This is a genomic window from Polaromonas sp. (assembly GCF_035638815.1).
GTDB lineage: Bacteria > Pseudomonadota > Gammaproteobacteria > Burkholderiales > Burkholderiaceae_C > Polaromonas.
Map to the genome: position 1 here is coordinate 310,988 of NZ_DASQZG010000016.1, position 16,357 is coordinate 327,344.

A 16,357-nucleotide genomic window follows, 5' to 3' on the forward strand; every position below is an offset into this window, starting at 1 on the left:
GCTTATGCAGCTTTGGCGCCCAGTTTTTCCTTGATACGTGCCGACTTGCCGCTGCGGCTACGCAGGTAGTACAGCTTGGCGCGACGCACATCACCGCGGCGTTTGACTTCGATCTTGGCGATCAAGGGGCTGTAGACCTGAAAGGTCCGCTCCACACCTTCGCCGTTGGAGATTTTGCGCACGATGAAGCTGGAGTTGAGACCGCGGTTGCGCTTGGCAATCACGACGCCTTCAAAGGCCTGCATACGCTTGCGTGTACCTTCAACCACATTGACGCTGACGATCACGGTGTCGCCAGGGGCGTACACGGGAATGGTCTTGTTGAGGCGGGCAATTTCTTCCTGCTCAAGGGTTTGGATCAGATTCATATAAATTCCATCTCGCTATTTTTTCGTTCATACACGCGCTGCACTAAAGACCGCAAATCCATGGACACATCAGTGATGGTCAAGATGGTTGCAGTGGCCGCCAGAGGACCGAAAAGCCTTTGATTATAGCGTTTATGAGTCGCGTTCCGGGTTTTCCATCAAATCAGCCAGAAATGCCTCGTCCTGAGTTGTCAAACTCCCAATCGCCCTCGCTTTTTGCACCAAATCAGGGCGCTTGAGCTGGGTCAGGGCCAGTCGCTGGTCCCGACGCCAGCGCTCAATTTGAGCATGGTTTCCGGACAGGAGCTTGTCGGGCACCGACTGATCGCGCCAGGTCTCTGGCCGCGTGAAGTGCGGGCAGTCCAGCAAGCCATCCAGCGCGGGGTTGAAGCTGTCCAACTGGTGGCTACCCTCGTCGTTGAGCACGCCGGGCTGCAGCCGCGCCACCGCATCGAGCAGCGCCATGGCGGCAATCTCACCGCCCGACAGAACAAAGTCGCCCAGACTGATTTGCTGGTCTACATAGGTATCAATAAAGCGTTGATCCAGGCCTTCATACCGACCACAGACCAGCACCGCGCCGGCGCTCGCCGACCAGCCCGCGACTCCCGCATGGTCCAGCGTTCCGCCAATCGGGGAGAACAGAACTACTGGGACTCGCAGACTTGGAAGCTCAGCGCGATCCTCCCGGATTTTTTCAAGGCAGCGGGCCAACGGTTCAGCCATCATCACCATGCCCGGTCCGCCCCCAAAGGAGCGGTCATCGACGCGTCGGTAATTGCCGTCGGCAAAATCACGTAGGTTCCAGAGTTTGACCTCGACCAGACCGGACTCATAGGCGCGGCGCGTCACGCCACTGATCAAAAACGGCGCAAATAGCTCGGGGAACAGGGTGATGACATCAAAACGCATGTTTGTATTTTGCGTCACGAAGCGGCGAGCGCGACAGCTCTAATAGTCCGGCTGCCAGTCGACCGTTATGGTTTTACCAGGCATGTCCACCGCATCAACATAAGCGGCCACAAATGGAATCATGCGTTCCAGCGTCTGCTCGCCTTCGGTGTACTCGACACACAGCACCGAGTGAGGGCCCGTGGCCATCAGATCACGCACACTGCCCAGAGCTATGCCTTCGCGATTCACGACATTCAGGCCCAGCAAATCGACCCAGTAATACTCGTCCTTGCCCGCTTTCGGAAAGCTGCTACGCGGCACGAAAATCCGCGCGCCACGCAATGCTTCGGCGGGCGTGCGGTCGTCGATGCCGGCAAATTTGGCAACCACGGAATCGGAGTGGGTTTTGGACTCGCTGACAGCCAGAGCCACGGTGCCGGCGAAGGCGTCAAAGCCCGGCCGGTGTTTGGCATCGGGGGGCTGCAAAAACCAGCGGTCAGAAGAAAAAAGCGCCTCGGAAGAGGCGCTGTGTGCCAGGATTTTCACCCAGCCCTTGACGCCCCAGGCGTCAAGAATGCGCCCGACTTCGACGGCGTCGTCGGGCAGGCCCGACGTTTCCAGGCCAGGCAGCACGAGCAATTAAGCCGTAGCCGCTGCTTTGGTGGCGCCCTGCTTGACCAGGCGCTCCACGGTGGGGGAGGCTTGTGCGCCAACGCCCAGCCAGTGGGTCAGGCGGTCTTGCTCAATGCGCAGACCTTCTTCGCCACCTTTGGCAATCGGGTTGTAAAAACCGATGCGCTCGATGAAACGACCATCGCGGCGAACGCGTTTGTCAGCCACAACAATATTGAAAAATGGACGGTGTTTAGAACCGCCGCGCGAGAGTCGAATGACGACCATGATTTATCCTTCGGGTGGTGGGGCGAATTAATTCACCCCAAAATGTTCCTGCAGCGCTTGAGACACACGACATGGCACCCGGCCAGCGAAATGCTGCAAAGCCGCAGATTATAACCCGGCATGCAGAATTCATCCACTCCCCACTTTTTGCAGATCAACATGCCCCTGATACGAGCCAGCCGCGAGGACGATCTACCCTCCGTCACCGACATTTACGCACACCACGTGCTTCACGGCTCCGGCACCTTTGAAACAGAGCCTCCCAGCCTTGCCGACATGACATCGCGCCGGGCCGACGTGCTGGGCAAGGGCCTGCCCTATCTGGTGGCTGAAGACGCCGGCGTCGTCGTCGGCTTTGCCTACGGCAACTGGTTCAAGCCCCGCCCTGCTTACCGCTACTCGGTGGAAGATTCGATTTATCTGGCTCCGGGTCAGCAAGGCAAGGGGCTGGGACGCCTGCTGCTGTCCGAGTTGCTGGTCTGTTGCGAGGCCGTCGGCATTCGAAAGGTCATGGCGGTGATCGGCGATTCTGCCAATGCCGGGTCCGTGGGCGTGCACCGCTCGCTCGGGTTTTCGCAGGTCGGCGTGATCGATTCCTGCGGCTGGAAAATGGGTGCCTGGCGCGACATTGTCATCATGCAAAAGACACTGGGCGCGGGCGATACCAAGCCACCCAGGGATGTCGCCCCTGCTGCAGCCTCCCCGACATAAACTCAACCATGACCCATAAAAAAAACAAGACCCTTGCATCCTGGCTGGCCCTGATAGGCGGACAACTGGGCGCGCATCGCTTTTATTTACACGGATGGCGCGACCTGTGGGCGTGGCTCTTCCCCGTGGCCGCTGCGCTGGGATGGTCTGGCATTTCGCGGGTTCGCCTTTACGGCCAGGACGACCAGTTGGCGTGGGTGCTGATTCCGCTGCTCGGCTTCACGGTCGCAGCGACGGCTCTTACTGCCATTTATTACGGCTTAATGGCACCTGAAAAATGGAACGCGCAACACAACCCGGGCACCGCGCTGGATGCCAGCGCCGGCAAGACCAACTGGGTGACCATGGGCGCTGTGGTACTGGCCTTGCTGTTCGGCACGATTTCACTGATGTCCAGCATCGTCTTCAGCTTTCAGCGCTACTTTGAATACCAGGTTGAGGAAGCCCGAAAAATTTCGCAGTAGGAGTTACTGAAAATGGAATACCCCGAGACTGCGGACATCCTGATCCGTGCTGCCGAGCCCGGCGACGCGACGGCGATTTCTGCATTGCTAGGCCAGATCGGCACCTTTGAAGGCACCTTGCAACTACCCGACATGCCAGTGGCATCGCGTCTGGAGGCTTACCAGCGTGTCGATGCCCAAGGCTGCAGACTCGTGGCCCTCAGTGCAGGCGAGGTGATTGGTTTTGCGGGTTTGCATGTTCAACACCCCAGCCTGCGCCGCAGCCATGTCCGATCGCTGGCCATCGCGCTCTCGCCCCAAGGACAGGGCCGCGGAATCGGCAAAATGCTAATGACACGCGCGCTTGACTGGGCCGACAACTGGAGCGGCGTGCTGCGCATAGAGCTGATGGTGCAGGCTGACAACGACCGCGCTATCGCCTTGTACCGCGGTCTTGGCTTTGTGGAGGAAGGTCGGCACAAAGGCTACGCACTCAAAGGCGGCTGCTACATTGACAGCCTTTCCATGGCGCGGCTGCACCCGAACCCGCCACGCATCAACGCCTGAACAAAGGCCCGCTGCTAAAAAATTTGCAGGCTGACCCAGTAAGCAACGGCTGCCACAAAGGCACTGGCTGGTATGGTGAATATCCAGGCCCAGACAATGTTGCCAGCCACTCCCCACCGCACGGCAGAGGCGCGCTGCGCTGAACCCACACCAACGATGGCTCCTGTGATGGTGTGCGTGGTAGACACCGGAATCCCCAGGCCCGTTGCCAGAAACAGGGTAATGGCACCACCCGTTTCGGCGCAAAATCCGCCCACGGGTTTGAGCTTGGTAATCTTTTGGCCCATGGTTTTGACAATGCGCCAGCCGCCGAACAGGGTGCCCGCTGCAATGGCGATGTAACAACTGACGATGACCCAGGTCGGAGGGGCTGCATCGCCGGCCGAGGTGTAGCCGGTAGCGATCAGGAGCATCCAGATAATGCCGATTGTTTTTTGCGCATCATTGCCGCCGTGACCCAGACTGTAGGCGCCAGCAGACACCAGCTGCAGACGACGAAACCACCGGTCTACCCGCGATGGCGTGGCGCGACGGCAGACCCAGGCCACCAGAACCATCATCAGTGATCCCAACAAAAAACCGAGCATCGGCGAAACAAAAATGAATGCGACTGTTTTCAGCACGCCGGCTGAGATGAGCGCGCCCGCCCCAGCCTTGGCCATCACCGCGCCAACAATGCCGCCGATCAGCGCATGGGACGAGCTGCTCGGAATGCCGTAGTACCAGGTAACCAGGTTCCAGCTGATGGCGCCGACCAGCGCACCAAAAACGACATGCGTGTCAACCACCCCGGGTTGAACAATTCCCTTGCCCACGGTGGCAGCCACACTGAGATGAAAAATGAAGATGGCAATGAAGTTGAAAGTCGCGGCAAACAGCACCGCCTGCCCCGGTTTGAGCACGCCGGTCGAGACGACGGTCGCGATGGAGTTGGCCGCATCGTGAAAGCCGTTCATGAAATCGAAGGCAATCGCGAGAAACACCAGCATGATCACCACCCAGAGGGCGGCCTGTGCGGTTTCCATGTTCAGGAGTTTTCGAGGACGATGCCCTCGATCAGGTTGGCCACGTCCTCACACTTGTCAGTGATGGTTTCCAGCAACTCGTAAATCGCCTTGAGTTTGATCACCTCCCGCACATCGGGCTCCTCGCGAAACAGCTTGCTCATGGCCGAGCGCATCACGCGGTCAGCGTCCGACTCCAGTTTGTCGATTTCCTCGCAGGTTTTCAGCGCCGCCTCTGCGGTTGCTGCATCGCTGAGCTTGTCGATCAGGCCCACCGCGTCCTTGAGCCGTTCACAGCATTTGACGCTGAGGTCAGTCAGCCGCACGATCTCATCGGTCATGTGGCGCACGTCGTACAGGGCCATGGTTTCGGCTGAATCCTGAATCAGGTCGCACACGTCATCCATGGTATTGATGAGCTTGTGAATCTGCTCACGGTCAATCGGCGTGATAAAGGTCTTGTGCAACATCCGGTTCACCTCTTGGGTGATCCGGTCGGCAGCACGTTCGGCGTTGTCGACTTCGCGGTTGTAGGCCTCGCGCTTTTGCACGTCGCTGTAGTTGGCTACCAGGTTTGAAAAAGCACGCGCGGCCTCCACAATGCGATCCGCATGCTGGTTGAACAGCTCGAAAAAATTGCCCTCACGGGGCAAGAGTTTGCCAAACAGCATCTTCGACTCCAGGTAATCTCGTCATTGAATATGACAAATTTGTGACAGCGGAGAGTTTAACCGCGCGGCCGTGGGGGACGACCCCGCCTGACGACAAGGGATGCACCCTCTGTTGGGCTTTCTGCCTTTAGCCGGTAAAGTTTGCTTCACTTCTCCCTGCGCGCGTCACTGCGCCATGCCGCATGAAATACAAAAAACTCCTGATCGCCGCCGCAGGGCTATCCGTAGCCGGTCTGGCTGTGTTCTTCAGCTTGCCACCCATCGTGGACAAGCGCATGAATGCCCTGGCGCTGATGCCGCCCTACACCACCAGCGAAAAGGCCAAAGCGCTGCATGAAAAACTGTTTGTCGCCGATCTCCACGACGACGCATTGCTCTGGTCGCGCGATCTGCTGCGTCGTTACGACTACGGCCACAGCGATTTGCCGCGCTTACTGGAGGGGCGCGTGAGCCTGCAGGTTTTCTCCACCGTCACCAAGTCGCCCAAAAATCTCAACTTCGAGCGAAACGCCGACGACACCGACAGCATCACCATGCTTGTGATGGCTCAGCGCTGGCCGCAGCGCGCCTGGGGCAGCCTGCTGGAGCGCGCCCTGTATCAGGGCGAAAAGCTGCATGCGGCCGCCAGCGACAGCCAAGGCGCCATGCGAGTGGTGCGCTCACAGGCTGACCTTGCCGCAGTGTTCAGCGGCGCGCCGCCGCAGGGTGGACGGCTGGCTGCGGTACTTGCAACAGAAGGCCTGCACCCGCTTGAAGGCAAGCTGGAAAACGTGGACAAACTGTATGACGCCGGTTTTCGCATCACCGGCCTGACCCACTTTTTTGACAACGAGCTGGGCGGCTCCGCCCACGGCATGGAAAAAGGCGGCTTGACCCCATTCGGGAAAGACGTCATCCGCCGCCTGGAAGAAAAGCAGATGATCGTGGACCTGGCCCATGCATCACCCAAAGTGATAAACGACGTACTGGCCATGGCCAAGCGGCCGGTGCTGGTATCACATACCGGCGTACAGGGCACCTGCCCTGGCCCCCGCAACCTCAGCGACGCCCATATCAAGGCCATTGCAGCCACCGGTGGTGTGATCGGCATCGGTTATTTTGAAGGCGCCGTCTGCGGGACGGACGTGGCGTCCATCATCCGCGCCATGCGTCACACCGCCAACATTGCTGGCGCCAAACACGTTGCGCTTGGCTCTGACTACAACGGCGCGATCAAAGCCACTTTCGACACCACAGGTCTCGTGCTCCTGACCCAGGGGCTGCTGGAAGCGGGCTTCAGCGAAGAAGACATCCTTGGCATCATGGGAGGCAATGTGCTCCGCCTGTTGAAGGGGCAGCTGCCTGTGAGCTGATCTGCAACCGCCGGCGCCGGTAGGCTTAACTGCTGCGAAAGATGAAATACACCGCGCCCACCATACAAAGCGCCGCCCACAAATAATCAAGTTTGAGCGGCTCGTTGAGATAAAAAACCGCAAACGGCACAAACACCGCGAGCGTGATCACCTCCTGCATGATCTTGAGCTGCCCGATGCTGTAGACGGTGAAACCGATGCGATTGCCGGGCACCTGCAGCAGGTATTCAAACAGGGCAATGCCCCAACTGACGAGCGCTGCGATATACCAGGGTGAAGTGGCCAGGTTCTTCAGATGGCCGTACCAGGCAAATGTCATGAAAACGTTGGACAGCATCAGCAAACCAATGGCTTGGGCAGAGACAGGAAGGGACTGTAAAAACTGCATGAAACCTCCGTACGATTGCCAATAAGGTTATTCGGGCTATTCGGGCTATTCGGGCTATTCGGGCTATTCGCCAATTCGCCCGACAGGGCAGTCGCCAAACACCAGCGCCGGCGTCACCAGCGGAAAGATCGGATTTGAGATATCTTTTCTGGCTGCCACCCTTATCCAGCCTGCGCGACGCGCTATAAAAACCATAGCAATCAACAAACGATCGGAGCCAGGGTGGCCAGAACGGCGGCGTACGCCACCTTGACCGGCCTGGTCAAAACACCCCGGCAATCAGCAACGTGGACGCGTACCGAGAAAAATCGCTCAGCCAACCTGTGCCGCAGCGTGCCAAGCACCTGAACCAGGCTCATGTGATGTGACTACTTCACAGCCACCGCATCGGTGATGCGGTAATAGAGGCCATTGGCGTCATCATTGAGAACAAGAAAACGCCCCTCCACCACCACGGCTTCCATGCCGTACTCCACGGGCGTTTTGGTTCTAACCTCGATCATGCTTTCAGGCCCGCCGGGCAGGCAGAAAGAACAGGTCAGTGGCACCGACGACAGCAAAAAATGGCGCTGCTTTTTACCCGGCTCCAGCGGCATCATGAAGCCCTGGATACGCTGGGTTTTTTCATTGAGCGCGAGCTGGCTGGCGTTGAACACCGGCATGATGCGGTTTTTTTCGTTCTTCGTTTTGACATCGGTCAGCATGGACCAGGCAATCACGTCCGTGCGCGAGGGCAGAGGTGCATAAGGGCTGTTGGCCCCGTGCACACCAGCGCCCTGCCCTGCAGGCAGGTCTATGGTGCCCAACGGTGCAGTCGCCGGCGCCGCCTTGCCCACGGCGGATTTGCTGCCCGCGGGCGCGGCCGGCTTGGTGCTTGCAGGGGCAACTGGCTTGCTGCTGCCCGGCGGAAGTGGCGAGCTTAATTGCGCATGGGCAGAACCCACGGCCAGCAGGAGCCCGAGCAAACCGGTTTTAACAGCGGTGAAATCAGACCCACTCATGGCAACTCTCCTGAACCAATTTGCTTAACTTCAATGTGCGCTCGATGTGCTCAATGCGCGTGTTTCATGCCGCAGTATTTTCCCACTGCAAGGCCTTTGCAGGAGGCCTGAAGGTCCTTCATGCACATCTCCTCTTTCTTGCCTGATTCCAGACACTTGGCCGCAGCCTCGTGGGCTGCCGCCATGGCGCGATGACGCTGGACGTCCTCTTTGACTTCCTTGCCGCTGTGCTGCGCATTTGCTACTGAAAACGTAGCAGCCAGCGCAAGCGATGAAAGGGCTAGAAGCACATTTTTCATAATATTCATGATGATTTACCTTGATTGAAGAAGTTCAAACACACTAATCCGATAGGCCTGCACCGCTGGCAGCAGCGCAGACAACAGCGCCACAACCGTGGCCAGCAGCGGCACCAGCCACAACTCGACCGGCCAGGCCCAGGCAGCGACCAGCAAGGACTTTTCCACCTGCAAAGACCAGCCTATCAGAGCTGTCAAGCCCTGCCCGACGAGCAGACCCAGTACGGTTGCCAGTAGCGCCAGCCACAGCGCCTCGCACAGCAAGAGCCCGGCCACCTTGGCGGGCGGCGCGCCCAGCATGCGCAGCAAGGCCAGGTCCGCCCGGCGCTCACGCACGGCGCTCCACAGGGCAATAAATACACTCAAGCCTGCGGTGAGCAGCAGGACCCCGGCCAGGGCGCGCAGCATGTCGGTCCCCACACCAATCATGTTGAGCAGACGCGTGATTTCCAGTGCCGGGGCAGCCGCCTGCATGTCGGTGGTGGTGTTGATAAAGCGAGGAAAGGTCACGGCCGCCAGGGGCGTGCGGTACTGAATCAACGCCAGCGTCAGCTCGCGCTCACTTTCCAGAATCTTGCGGTCTTCGGCATCCAGCGCGGTGTCGGTTTCATGGACCTGCCAGACCGACTCCAGCGCGGTGAGCACCAGCCTGTCGAGCACCGAGCCACTGGGTGCCAGCACCCCACTAACCACATAAGGCGTTTGGCCGTGGCTTGCTCCACCGCCGCTGAGGCCGTGGCTGCCGGCAAACTGATCGCCCACTTTAAGCCCGCTTTGCTGCGCCACCTGCGCGCCCAACACCGCCTGCATGGGGGCTGTCCATGGCTTGCCCTGCGCCAGCGTCGCGCGGTAGTGGGCGATGTAGTCCGGCGTGCTGCCCACGATCCGGAACCCGCCAAAACTGTCTCCCAGGCTGATGGGGATGAGCTTGGCGACGTGGGGGTGTTCTTCCAGTTCCTGGACGGCAGCCAGTGGCACGTTGCCGGTTGGCACGTCAAGATGAAAGACGCCCGACAAAATCAGTTGCATCGGACTGCCCTTCGCGCCCACTACCACGTCAATACCCGCCAGGTCGCGCTCAAAAGCGCGCTCGATCTGGTGACTGACCAGCAGCACAAAAGCCATGGACGCCAGACCCAGGCTGAGCAGCAACACATTAAGCCCCGCAGCCAGAGGCCGGGCCCACAGGTAGCGCCAGGAAATTGCTACTATATTCATAGCAAACTATGCCCGTTATTAATGGGCAAAGTGATGATTTCGCCCTCAAGACCGTTCAAGACGCGCGAATCATGCGTTGCAATCACCAAGGTGGCGCCCTCGCGCGCCGCGCAGGCCTGCAGCAGCGCCAATGCTGCCCCCGCCGAGTCATCGTCCAGACTGGCTGTCGGCTCGTCGGCCAGAATCACCAGCGGTTTGAGCAGCACCGCCCGGGCCAGCGCCACACGCTGTGCCTGCCCGCCCGATAGCTGGGCTGGCTTGCGGCGAGTCAGGTCCTGCACACCCAGCGCCGCCAAAGCCTCGGCGATGCGCTTTTCGTCTTGCGGTTGGCCAGCAGCCCACTGCGCCATGGCCAGGTTGTCATGCACGGTGAGGGCGGCGCTCAAATGAAGTTTTTGCGGCAGAAAACCAATGGTCCTTGCCCGCCATGCATCGCCCGCCGCTTTGCCGAGGGCTTTGACCGATTGGCCGGCTATGGTGATATCGCCTTCGCTGGGCGCCAGCAACCCTGCCGCCAATGCGAGCCAGGTCGACTTGCCCGAGCCCGATGCGCCGCGCAGCACCAAAACACCACCCTGCGGCACATTCACATTGTCAAACCGCAAAAGCGACCCTTGTTGGTACGCGTAAGCGAGCTGCTGCGAATCAATCACGCTGCGGCATCCGATGCGCACTCCACACACAACCCTCGCACGGCGACATCCATGCTCAGTCCTTGGTAGCCCAATGCACGCAGGGCTTCAAGCGCCGTTTGAGCGGCGCGCTCCAGGTCGTCGGCGTTGGCCTTCAGCGCCCCGGCCAGCGGACTGTCGCGGTGGCAGGTTTGGCACTCGAAATGCGGGATGGCATGCACGCTGGTTGGCATGGCCTGGTAACGGCGCACCCGGCTTGAGTCCACCCGGCACAGCAGCAGCCCGACCTGGGTGAGGCGGTCAATCAGACGGTATAGCGTGACGCGGTCTAGTGCCGGTGTGTCCGCCTTGACTGACACGTCCGCATCACCAGCCAGAGCCACCTGCAACTGGGCGTGGGTGTAGCTGGTGTCGGGGTGAGCCAGCAGCCACCCAAGTACCAATCGGGCCGCACTGGTTCGGCGCAGGCCGTGGGCTGTCAACAAGGCGTCGATGGGCGCGATAGCGGGGTCGGCAATTGGCGGTTTGGTCATGAGCAGATGAAATGTTTGCCAAAAAAAAGCAGCAAATCCAATAACGCAATCGTGTTGCGTTAAACTGTATCGCAATCGTGTTGCATTATCGACCCAAAAGGGTGCAATTCCACACCCCTCCTTTCGTAAAGATCGTCCGTGACATTCCCAACTCCCCAGAAAAAAACCGCACAGAGCCCCTTGGCGCGGCCCGCCTGGTGGCGAGTGCTGATGATGCTGCCGGTGCTTGCCGCGTTGTGGGCGGCTGTGTGGTGGAGCAACCTGGAGGCCGCTCCGTGGTGAGCCTGGACAACCTCACGGTCAGCTACCACCAGCACCCGGCGCTGCACCATATCAGCGGCGAGTTTTTATCTGGCTCGCTGACGGCAGTGGTCGGCCCGAACGGTTCAGGCAAAAGCACCCTGCTCAAATCCATCATGGGCCTGCTGCCCACCTCGGGCGGCAACATCAAGGTATCTGTACCGGGCGCGCGTATGGCCTACCTGCCCCAAGTGGCCGAAATCGACCGCAGTTTCCCCATCAGCGTGCATGACTGTGTCCTGCTGGGTTGCTGGCAGCAACAGGGGCCCTGGGGCTGCGTTGATGATGGGCAGCATGCACGCGTCAGTGCGGCCATTGACGCGGTTGGTCTGAACGGTTTTGAGCAGCGTCCCATCAGTTCGCTATCCAGCGGGCAACTGCAGCGGGTGCTGTTTGCCCGCATGCTGGTTCAGGATGCAGATTTAATTCTTCTTGACGAGCCCTTCAACGCCATCGACAGCAAAACCACCGCGGCCTTGTTAGGCATCATTGCCCAGTGGCAACAGCAAGGGCGCACCGTGATGGCGGTGCTGCACGACGATGCTCAAGTGCGCAGGCATTTTCCCCAGACATTGTTGCTGGCGCGTGAACTGGTTGCCTGGGGGCCGACGGCACAGGTCATGACTGAAGCGCATCTGAGCACCGCTCGCGCCATGGCCGAGGCCTGGGACGAGGACGCTGAACTGTGCGCCATCGACGCCAGCTCCGCCAGCAAGGGCGCTCCTCGGGATCTCCTGCGAGTGGGTGTCTGATGCCAGGCGTATTTGCATACTTTTTCGACAGCGCCTGGAGCTTGCTGTGGGCTCCATTTGCCGAGTTTGCTTTCATGCGGAGGGCACTGGTTGCCACCTTCGCCCTGTCGCTGAGCGCTGCGCCGCTGGGCGTGTTTTTGACGCTGCGCCGCATGAGCTTGCTCGGCGATGCGCTCAGCCACGCGATCCTGCCGGGGGTGGCCATCGGCTTCATGCTGTTCGGCCTGTCGCTTTCGGCCATGGTGGCGGGCGGCGTACTGGCCGGCATGGTGGTCGCGGCCATTGCAGGCTTCATCAGCCGAACAACCGCGCTCAAGGAAGACGCCAGCCTGGCTGCCATCTATCTGGTGGCGCTGGCGATGGGCGTGACGCTCATATCCGGCAACGGCACCCAGCTCGACCTGTTGCACATTCTCTTTGGCAGCGCACTCGGCGTGGACACCCCCGGTCTGCTGCTGGTGGCCAGTGTGGCCAGCGTCAGCGTGCTGACCCTCGCCGCTGCTTACCGCGGTCTGGTGCTGGAAAGTTTTGACCCGGTGTTTTTAAGCGCCTCCGCGCGACGCAGCCGTGGAGGCATCGCACCGTGGTTGTGGCAGCAGGGGTTTCTGATGCTGGTGGTGGTCAACCTGGTTGCGGGTTTCCAGACCCTGGGCACGCTGATGGCGGTGGGGCTGATGATGCTGCCGGCGGTATCCGCCAAGCTGTGGCACGAGACCCTGCCCAAGCAACTTGTCAATGCCAGCGCCCAAGCCCTGCTGTCTGGCTACGCCGGCTTGCTGCTGTCTTACCACGCAGGCACCCCTTCGGGCCCCACCATCATTGGCTGCGCCGGCGTCCTTTACTTCATATCGTTACTGGCCGCGCCCAACGGCTGGCTCCCTCGCCTTTTTGCGCCGCCGCACCGCGTTGCCTGATCTTTTTTTTAACCCAAGGATGCCATTGATGAAACTGTTTCAAACGATCGCCAAACCGCTGGCTTTGCTTGCTTTGTTTGCGGCCAGCGCTGCCAGTCCACCGGCCGTCGCGGCCGACAAGATCCCGGTACTGGTCAGCTTCAGCATCCTGGGCGATTTGGTGCAGGTGGTCGGCAAAGACCGCGTGGCAGTGACCAGCCTGGTCGGGCCCAACGAAGATGCACATGTCTTCGAGCCCAAAGCGGCGGATGCCAAAAACCTGCTGCAGACCAGGCTGCTGGTTACGAACGGACTGGGTTTTGAACACTGGACACAAAAGCTGGTGAAGTCGGCAGGCTACAAAGGGCCCGTCGCCATCGCCAGCCAAGGTATCCAACCGCGCAGCATGCAGGCAGAAAAAGGCAAAGGCGCCGAGAGTGACCCGCACGCCTGGCAGGACCCGACCAATGTAGCGATCTATGTACGCAACATCGCAGCGGCATTGGGCAAGCTGGACCCGCAAGGAAAAAGCCAGTACGAGGCCAACACCGAGGCTTATGTCAAGGAGTTGCAAACGCTGGACGCCGACGCCAAAACCCAGATCGCCGCAATACCTGCGGACAAACGCAAGGTCATCACCTCGCACGACGCCTTTGGTTACCTCGGCACCCACTACGGTATCAAATTTTTGGCACCACAAGGCATGTCTACCGAGGCGGAGCCCAGCGCCAGGGACGTCGCCAAGCTGATCAAGCAGATTCAAAAAGAAAAGATCAAGGCCGTGTTCGTCGAGAACATGAGCAACTCGAAGCTTCTGGCTCAACTGTCCAAAGATGCCGGGGTAACTCCAGGCCCCGAACTGTACGCCGATGCACTGTCAAAAGCCGGCGGGCCTGCGGACACCTATCTGAAGATGATGCGCCACAACATGGCGCAGCTCGTTGCTGGCATGAAGCAGAACTGAGATCACCGGATCCCGAACAGCCGCTACTTGCGCATCTACCATGCTATGGCTTTTATAGCACTTTGCGCCCGTGTTCATTGGGCCAACAGCCTTTTTTGTTTAAAAAAATTTCAGGAGCATTCTCATGAGCCTCATCCCCGTCACCATCCTGACCGGCTTTCTGGGCAGTGGTAAAACAACGCTGCTCAACCAGATACTGAAGGCAGACCATGGCCACCGCATCGCCGTGATTGAAAACGAGTTTGGCGAAGCCGGTATCGACAACGAGCTGCTGGTGCAAGACACCAACGAACAGATCGTCGAGATGAACAACGGCTGCATCTGCTGCACCGTTCGCGGCGACCTGGTGCGCATACTCAATGAGCTGGCAGCCAAGCGGAAAGCCGGCGCGCTGAAATTTGACCATGTGGTGATCGAAACCACCGGCCTGGCTGACCCGGCCCCGGTGGCTCAGACCTTTTTTGTCGATGAAGATGTGCAGATGCACTATCTGCTTGACGCGATCGTCACGCTGGTTGATGCCGTGCACGCGCCGCAGCAGCTTGACGAACACCATGAGGCGCAGGAGCAAGTCGGTTTTGCCGACCGCTTGCTACTCAGCAAGACCGATCTCGTGACACCCGAAGCGCTGACCGCACTCCGCAACCGGCTGGTGCGCATCAACCCGCGCGCCAAGGTGGCCGAGTCACGTCACGGCGTGACCAACATCGCCGAGGTGCTGGATATCCGCGGTTTTAACCTCAATGCGATTCTGGAAATAGAGCCAGCCTTTCTGACTGACGTGGACCACGAACATGATGACGACGTCACATCTTTCGTCTTTCGGGAAAAGCGGGCGCTCGACCTTGAAAAGCTGGAAAACTTTCTCAGCGGCCTGGTGCAGTTGTACGGCGCGCAGATGATGCGCTACAAAGGCGTCCTCAACGTGCGCGGCGAAGACAGCCGTATCGTCTTTCAGGGCGTGCACATGCTGATGGGCTCCGACCGCGGTGCCAAGTGGAAACCGGCCGACACCCGCGATTCCAAGATGGTTTTTATAGGACGAGACCTTCCGCGCCAGTTGATTGAAGACGGCCTGGCCGACTGCGTATTTACGGGAAAGCGAAAGCAAGCGGCTAGTCAACCAGCGTGATAAGCCCTTCCCTGGCCCGCTGGCCAACACTACGCCCCGAGCCGCCGGGGGCAGCATCGCAATCCCGTTAATGGCGAAACCAGCTATCCGCCCTTCAAGAATGGGGAAAGTTTGCTATCAAAATTGAAGCATGGGCGCCGAACGGACGTGAGCCCAGCGGGCCCGCGGCGAAGCCCGCTGCGACTACACCCGCTTACTCGGGCCGATGGCACACCGCTTCGATGTTGTTGCCTTCCGGGTCAATGACAAAAGCGCCGTAGTAGTTGGCGTGATAGTCGGGGCGAAGACCGGGGGCGCCGTTGTCTTTTCCGCCGGCGTTGATCGCAGCGCGGTAAAAAGCATCTACCTGTGCATGGTTCTCTGCACGCCAGCACAGGTGGCAACCCGTCGTCGCCGGTGGTCCCCCGTAAGGCGAAGGGCCGTCAACAAACCAGACATCCGCCTTTTTGCCATCGGGCTCAGCGGCATCGGGGTAGGCAAACCCAAGGATGTTCATGCCGTAGTTGCCTTCAAAAGACAGGCTGTAGCCCAAAGGTGCCAGTGCGGCGGAATAAAAAGCCTTGGCGCGACCGATATCGGTCACGCGGAAGGTCATGTGGTCAAGCATGGGGATGGCTCCTGAGTTGATGTAGAGTGCGGCTGCAGCACCCAAAGACTGTACATAGATACAGTACTTTTGGCAAGAGATGCTGCCCAGTCAAGCAGGTGGTGAGTAACGCCGGCTGAAAGAAATCGTGGATCGCGGATCGAGTCCGGGATGACGACCGTGCCGGTGCTCAGGCCTTGGCGTATTCTGAAAACGTCTTGAGAAACTTGGCGACCTTCGGACCCGCTACCGCCACACAATAACCCTGGTCCGGGTTTTTCTCAAAGAAGTCCTGGTGGTAAGCCTCTGCCGCCGAGTAGTTGGACAGCGGCAACACCTCGGTAACCACGGGGTTGCCAAACAGCTTTTGCTGGTTCATGTCACTCACCATGTCTTCGGCGATCTGCTTTTGCTCTGGTGTGGAGTAGTAAATCCCGCTGCGGTATTGCGTGCCGCTGTCGTTGCCCTGCCGGTTCAGTGTGGTCGGGTCATGGATGATGAAGAAAATTTCAAGAATCACGCGAAGGCTGATCTGCGCAGGGTCATACACCAGCTTGACGACTTCGTTATGGCCCGTCGTACCGGTGCACACCTGCTCATAGCTGGGCCGCTGCGTATGGCCATTGCTGTAGCCGGATTCCACATCCGTGATGCCGCGCACCTGCACAAATACCGCCTCGGTGCACCAGAAGCAGCCGCCGCCTAGGGTGATGGTTTGCGTTGCTGTGCCCGTAAACTCCTGCTGTGTC

At 59.6% G+C, this 16,357-nt stretch carries 23 protein-coding genes; 8 read left to right on the forward strand and 15 right to left on the reverse strand.

Annotated elements, in window-relative coordinates:
• Positions 1-2 precede the first annotated feature (2 nt).
• The 4 genes from rplS to rpsP all read right to left on the reverse strand — a co-directional run bounded on the left by rplS (position 3) and on the right by rpsP (position 2,162).
• Positions 3-368 carry a 50S ribosomal protein L19 gene (rplS, locus tag VE934_RS11690; protein WP_096668567.1) on the reverse strand — a complete coding sequence of 122 codons (366 nt, stop codon included), beginning with the start codon at positions 366-368 and terminating at the stop codon, positions 3-5.
• Positions 369-500: 132 nt separating this feature from the next.
• Positions 501-1,280: a tRNA (guanosine(37)-N1)-methyltransferase TrmD gene (gene trmD, locus VE934_RS11695; RefSeq protein ID WP_324887618.1), complete on the reverse strand. Its 780-nt coding sequence runs from the start codon at positions 1,278-1,280 to the stop codon at positions 501-503.
• Between the two features lie 39 nt (positions 1,281-1,319).
• Entirely contained in the window at positions 1,320-1,895 is a 576-nt protein-coding gene (gene rimM, locus VE934_RS11700) for a ribosome maturation factor RimM (RefSeq protein ID WP_324887620.1), read from the reverse strand.
• A 6-nt stretch (positions 1,896-1,901) separates the two neighbouring features.
• Positions 1,902-2,162 (reverse strand): 30S ribosomal protein S16, encoded by a 261-nt coding sequence (gene rpsP / locus VE934_RS11705; RefSeq protein ID WP_324887622.1) that lies wholly within the window; start codon positions 2,160-2,162, stop codon positions 1,902-1,904.
• A 159-nt stretch (positions 2,163-2,321) separates the two neighbouring features.
• Here rpsP and VE934_RS11710 point away from each other — a divergent pair, with 159 nt between their 5' ends.
• Genes VE934_RS11710 through VE934_RS11720 form a run of 3 tightly spaced genes read left to right on the forward strand, consistent with a single transcriptional unit; the run spans position 2,322 to position 3,883 of the window.
• Positions 2,322-2,873: a GNAT family N-acetyltransferase gene (locus tag VE934_RS11710; protein WP_324887670.1), complete on the forward strand. Its 552-nt coding sequence runs from the start codon at positions 2,322-2,324 to the stop codon at positions 2,871-2,873.
• An 8-nt stretch (positions 2,874-2,881) separates the two neighbouring features.
• Entirely contained in the window at positions 2,882-3,337 is a 456-nt protein-coding gene (locus VE934_RS11715; protein ID WP_324887623.1) for a TM2 domain-containing protein, read from the forward strand.
• 12 nt (positions 3,338-3,349) lie between these two features.
• Positions 3,350-3,883, forward strand: a complete 534-nt coding sequence (locus VE934_RS11720) for a GNAT family N-acetyltransferase (protein ID WP_324887624.1) — start codon at positions 3,350-3,352, stop codon at positions 3,881-3,883.
• A 14-nt stretch (positions 3,884-3,897) separates the two neighbouring features.
• Here the strand turns inward: VE934_RS11720 and VE934_RS11725 are convergent, their stop codons facing one another.
• Complete coding sequence (locus VE934_RS11725) at positions 3,898-4,908, reverse strand: inorganic phosphate transporter (protein WP_324887626.1); 1,011 nt, start codon at positions 4,906-4,908, stop codon at positions 3,898-3,900.
• A 2-nt stretch (positions 4,909-4,910) separates the two neighbouring features.
• Positions 4,911-5,558 carry a DUF47 domain-containing protein gene (locus VE934_RS11730; protein ID WP_324887628.1) on the reverse strand — a complete coding sequence of 216 codons (648 nt, stop codon included), beginning with the start codon at positions 5,556-5,558 and terminating at the stop codon, positions 4,911-4,913.
• 182 nt (positions 5,559-5,740) lie between these two features.
• Here VE934_RS11730 and VE934_RS11735 point away from each other — a divergent pair, with 182 nt between their 5' ends.
• Complete coding sequence (locus VE934_RS11735) at positions 5,741-6,910, forward strand: dipeptidase (RefSeq protein ID WP_324887630.1); 1,170 nt, start codon at positions 5,741-5,743, stop codon at positions 6,908-6,910.
• A 25-nt stretch (positions 6,911-6,935) separates the two neighbouring features.
• Here the strand turns inward: VE934_RS11735 and VE934_RS11740 are convergent, their stop codons facing one another.
• The 7 genes from VE934_RS11740 to VE934_RS11770 form a co-directional block, all read right to left on the reverse strand.
• On the reverse strand, positions 6,936-7,298 hold the full coding sequence (locus VE934_RS11740; protein ID WP_324887632.1) for a DMT family protein: 363 nt from the start codon (positions 7,296-7,298) through the stop codon (positions 6,936-6,938).
• Positions 7,299-7,498: 200 nt separating this feature from the next.
• The gene (locus VE934_RS11745) at positions 7,499-7,657 is read right to left on the reverse strand and encodes a hypothetical protein (RefSeq protein WP_324887634.1); all 159 of its coding nucleotides are present in this window, start codon (positions 7,655-7,657) and stop codon (positions 7,499-7,501) included.
• Between the two features lie 9 nt (positions 7,658-7,666).
• A complete protein-coding gene (locus VE934_RS11750; RefSeq protein ID WP_324887636.1) occupies positions 7,667-8,299 on the reverse strand; it encodes a DUF3299 domain-containing protein in 633 nt (210 codons plus the stop codon).
• 50 nt (positions 8,300-8,349) lie between these two features.
• A complete protein-coding gene (locus VE934_RS11755) occupies positions 8,350-8,598 on the reverse strand; it encodes a hypothetical protein (RefSeq protein WP_324887672.1) in 249 nt (82 codons plus the stop codon).
• Between the two features lie 15 nt (positions 8,599-8,613).
• Positions 8,614-9,816: an ABC transporter permease gene (locus tag VE934_RS11760; RefSeq protein ID WP_324887638.1), complete on the reverse strand. Its 1,203-nt coding sequence runs from the start codon at positions 9,814-9,816 to the stop codon at positions 8,614-8,616.
• Positions 9,813-10,469, reverse strand: coding sequence for an ABC transporter ATP-binding protein (locus VE934_RS11765; protein ID WP_324887640.1), 657 nt, complete (start codon positions 10,467-10,469; stop codon positions 9,813-9,815). The genes VE934_RS11760 and VE934_RS11765 overlap by 4 nt, the downstream gene beginning before the upstream one ends.
• Positions 10,466-10,981: a Fur family transcriptional regulator gene (locus VE934_RS11770; protein WP_324887642.1), complete on the reverse strand. Its 516-nt coding sequence runs from the start codon at positions 10,979-10,981 to the stop codon at positions 10,466-10,468. Before VE934_RS11770 ends, VE934_RS11765 begins: the two co-directional genes overlap by 4 nt.
• 275 nt (positions 10,982-11,256) lie before the next feature.
• Between VE934_RS11770 and aztA the strand changes: the two genes are divergently transcribed.
• The 4 genes from aztA to VE934_RS11790 all read left to right on the forward strand — a co-directional run bounded on the left by aztA (position 11,257) and on the right by VE934_RS11790 (position 15,022).
• Positions 11,257-12,033 carry a zinc ABC transporter ATP-binding protein AztA gene (gene aztA / locus VE934_RS11775; RefSeq protein ID WP_324887674.1) on the forward strand — a complete coding sequence of 259 codons (777 nt, stop codon included), beginning with the start codon at positions 11,257-11,259 and terminating at the stop codon, positions 12,031-12,033.
• The gene (locus VE934_RS11780) at positions 12,033-12,947 is read left to right on the forward strand and encodes a metal ABC transporter permease (protein WP_324887644.1); all 915 of its coding nucleotides are present in this window, start codon (positions 12,033-12,035) and stop codon (positions 12,945-12,947) included. Before aztA ends, VE934_RS11780 begins: the two co-directional genes overlap by 1 nt.
• A gap of 28 nt (positions 12,948-12,975) precedes the next feature.
• The gene (locus VE934_RS11785) at positions 12,976-13,890 is read left to right on the forward strand and encodes a metal ABC transporter substrate-binding protein (RefSeq protein ID WP_324887646.1); all 915 of its coding nucleotides are present in this window, start codon (positions 12,976-12,978) and stop codon (positions 13,888-13,890) included.
• A gap of 124 nt (positions 13,891-14,014) precedes the next feature.
• Positions 14,015-15,022: a GTP-binding protein gene (locus VE934_RS11790; RefSeq protein ID WP_324887648.1), complete on the forward strand. Its 1,008-nt coding sequence runs from the start codon at positions 14,015-14,017 to the stop codon at positions 15,020-15,022.
• 193 nt (positions 15,023-15,215) lie between these two features.
• Here the strand turns inward: VE934_RS11790 and VE934_RS11795 are convergent, their stop codons facing one another.
• Complete coding sequence (locus VE934_RS11795) at positions 15,216-15,629, reverse strand: VOC family protein (protein WP_324887650.1); 414 nt, start codon at positions 15,627-15,629, stop codon at positions 15,216-15,218.
• 169 nt (positions 15,630-15,798) lie between these two features.
• Positions 15,799-16,320 (reverse strand): peptide-methionine (S)-S-oxide reductase MsrA, encoded by a 522-nt coding sequence (gene msrA, locus VE934_RS11800; protein ID WP_324887676.1) that lies wholly within the window; start codon positions 16,318-16,320, stop codon positions 15,799-15,801.
• Positions 16,321-16,357 lie beyond the last annotated feature (37 nt).